General features: G+C 73.7%; 4 protein-coding genes. 3 read left to right on the top strand and 1 reads right to left on the bottom strand.

Going from position 1 to position 2,160, the window contains the following annotated elements:
- Positions 1–136: 136 nt before the first annotated feature.
- Positions 137–376: a chaplin gene (locus ACGF12_RS19355; RefSeq protein WP_393031125.1), complete on the bottom strand. Its 240-nt coding sequence runs from the start codon at positions 374–376 to the stop codon at positions 137–139.
- 569 nt (positions 377–945) lie between these two features.
- Here ACGF12_RS19355 and ACGF12_RS19350 point away from each other — a divergent pair.
- From ACGF12_RS19350 to ACGF12_RS19340, 3 genes are all read left to right on the top strand, one after another.
- Positions 946–1,188: a chaplin gene (locus ACGF12_RS19350; protein ID WP_393031122.1), complete on the top strand. Its 243-nt coding sequence runs from the start codon at positions 946–948 to the stop codon at positions 1,186–1,188.
- A 109-nt stretch (positions 1,189–1,297) separates the two neighbouring features.
- On the top strand, positions 1,298–1,567 hold the full coding sequence (locus tag ACGF12_RS19345; protein ID WP_393031119.1) for a chaplin: 270 nt from the start codon (positions 1,298–1,300) through the stop codon (positions 1,565–1,567).
- 116 nt (positions 1,568–1,683) lie between these two features.
- Complete coding sequence (locus tag ACGF12_RS19340) at positions 1,684–2,064, top strand: hypothetical protein (RefSeq protein ID WP_393031116.1); 381 nt, start codon at positions 1,684–1,686, stop codon at positions 2,062–2,064.
- Positions 2,065–2,160: the final 96 nt, after the last annotated feature.

Genomic DNA, 2,160 nt, shown 5'->3' with positions numbered 1-2,160 from the left:
CGGGGCGTCCACCCCCGCGCGGGGGGGGGGGGCGGCGGCCCCCCCCCCCCCCCCCCCCACCCCCCCCCCGCCCCCCCCGCCCCCCCCCCCGCCCCCCCCCCCCCCGCGGCTCTCACCGGCCGAACCGGGTGTGGATTCAGCCCACGGCGGCGCAGTGATTGCCGAACGCCGGGTTCAGCAGACCGACAGCGTTGATGGTGTTGCCGCACAGGATGACCGGGATGTGCACCGGAACCTGGACCTGGTTGCCCGAGATGACGCCGGGGGATCCGGCGGCGACACCCTCGGCGCCGGAGCTGGCCATCGCGGTGCCGGCGCCGGCGGCCACGATGCCCACCACGGCCGCGCCGACGGCGGCGGTCTTCTTGATGCTCATGTGCGAGCCTCCTGACTGTTCAACAGAGATGCACGGGGAGTGCGACATCTAGAACGAGACCCGCCCGGGGCGGTTGCGACGGTGCGCGCACTGTCACCCGTCCGGAGCAATGGAACTGCCGAGCGGCATTCGGGTGATCGACGGGCCGGGCCGTTTCCCCCCGCGCACCGCCTCGTTCTCCCTGACGAAGACGATCCAGCCGGCCCTACTCATGAAACGAGTACCGCCCATGCGCAGCTCGCCCACGGCCTCGTCGGCACCGAGGCCACCGGCAAGTCGGTCGACGTGGCGAGCTCCCCAGCACCCGGCGTTCGGCGACACCGCCTGAACGCCCGACCGGGAAACTCCTGGTCAAGTCTTCGCCCGAATCGTTCCCGACCGTGCGGGAATTGTTCGCCAGACGCTAGAAGAACTCGGCGGCTGCGTCGACGCCCGAGCCATGGGCGGAACGCACCGGTGTGCGCCGCCGGAGTGACAACCACGGCAGTCCCTGAAGCCTTCGGGTGAGTATTCCTGCTCGCCCGACTCCCGACATTTCCCTTCCGTCGGGCAGAAATCGGAGGAAAGACATGCGCAAGTTCACGAAGGCCGCCGCCCTGTCCGTGGCCGCCACCGGCCTGGTACTCGGTGCCGCCGGCGGCGCGTTCGCCGGCTCCGGCGCCCAGGGCGTGGCCGCCGGCTCCCCCGGTGTGCTCTCCGGCAACCAGATCCAGATCCCGGTGCACATCCCGGTCATCGTCTGCGGCAACAGCATCGGCGTCGTCAGCATCCTGAACCCGACGTTCGGCACCAAGTGCGCCAACATCGGCTGACCGACGGTCGCCGCAGCAGCGACAGCTGATTCACCGAGTCCGTTCCGCACCCCGCACCGCCGGGACGCGGAGCGCTCCACCCGTGTGTGATCGAGGAGATCAACCCCCCATGCAGAATGTGAAGAAGGCCGCCGTCCTGTCCGCCGCCGCTGTCGGCCTGGCGCTGGGCGCTGCAGGCTCCGCCGCCGCCAGCTCGGGCGCCGAGGGCGTCGCCGCGGGTTCCCCCGGTGTCGTCTCCGGCAACCAGATCCAGCTCCCGGTGCACATCCCGGTCATCGTCTGCGGCAACTCCGTCGACGTGACCGGTGCGCTGAACCCGACGTTCGGCAACAAGTGCGCCAACGTCGAGGTGCACCCGAAGCCCGCGGACGACTGCTGATCCCCGATCGGCACGTGTTCCGGCCGAACTGCCCCCCGACCAGCCGGCCGGGGGGCAGTTCGGCATCCCCGGGCGGGCCGTCCCGGGGAACCCCGATCCACCGAAGGGTGATCCGCATGGTTTCGATGAAGAGCGGGGCGGGCCTGGCCGCCGCCGTGGGTGCCGCGGTGCTGCTCGGCGCCGGTTCGGCGCAGGCCGCCACCGCCACGGGCCAGGCGCCCGCGGCGGGCCCGGCCACGCTGGCCAAGACCGACGTCGGGCAGGCGCTGGGCGGGACGACGGCCGGCCTCGGCTACGGCGTCGCGCCGATCAAGAGCCTGCGCCTGGACCCGTGGGCCAACTCCTCGGCCGACGTGCTCAACAACGGCGCGACCGTCCAACCGGACCAGGGCCTGGCCCCGGTGGGCACCGGCACGCTGACCGGTCCGCTGAGCGGGGGCGGCGGCGTCAAGGACCTCCCGCTGGCCGGCGGGCTGACCGGCGTCCTGCCGGGCTGAGCCCGGACGCGGGGGGGGCCCGGGCCCCCCCGGGGGCGGGGGGGCGGGGGCCCCCGCCGCCCGGGCGGGGCGGGGCCGGGGGGGGGGAGGGCGGGC

It is taken from the genome of Kitasatospora sp. NPDC048296, from assembly GCF_043201815.1.
Lineage (GTDB): Bacteria > Actinomycetota > Actinomycetes > Streptomycetales > Streptomycetaceae > Kitasatospora.
The sequence above is the reverse complement of the archived record's forward strand: the minus strand, read 5'-3'. Positions and strand labels throughout refer to the sequence as shown.

Excerpts from the sequence above, each read along its gene's own strand:
- ACGF12_RS19355 (WP_393031125.1), bottom strand. The coding sequence starts at position 376 with ATGAGCATCAAGAAGACCGCCGCCGTCGGCGCGGCCGTGGTGGGCATC.
- ACGF12_RS19350 (WP_393031122.1), top strand. The coding sequence starts at position 946 with ATGCGCAAGTTCACGAAGGCCGCCGCCCTGTCCGTGGCCGCCACCGGC.
- ACGF12_RS19345 (WP_393031119.1), top strand. The coding sequence starts at position 1,298 with ATGCAGAATGTGAAGAAGGCCGCCGTCCTGTCCGCCGCCGCTGTCGGC.
- ACGF12_RS19340 (WP_393031116.1), top strand. The coding sequence starts at position 1,684 with ATGGTTTCGATGAAGAGCGGGGCGGGCCTGGCCGCCGCCGTGGGTGCC.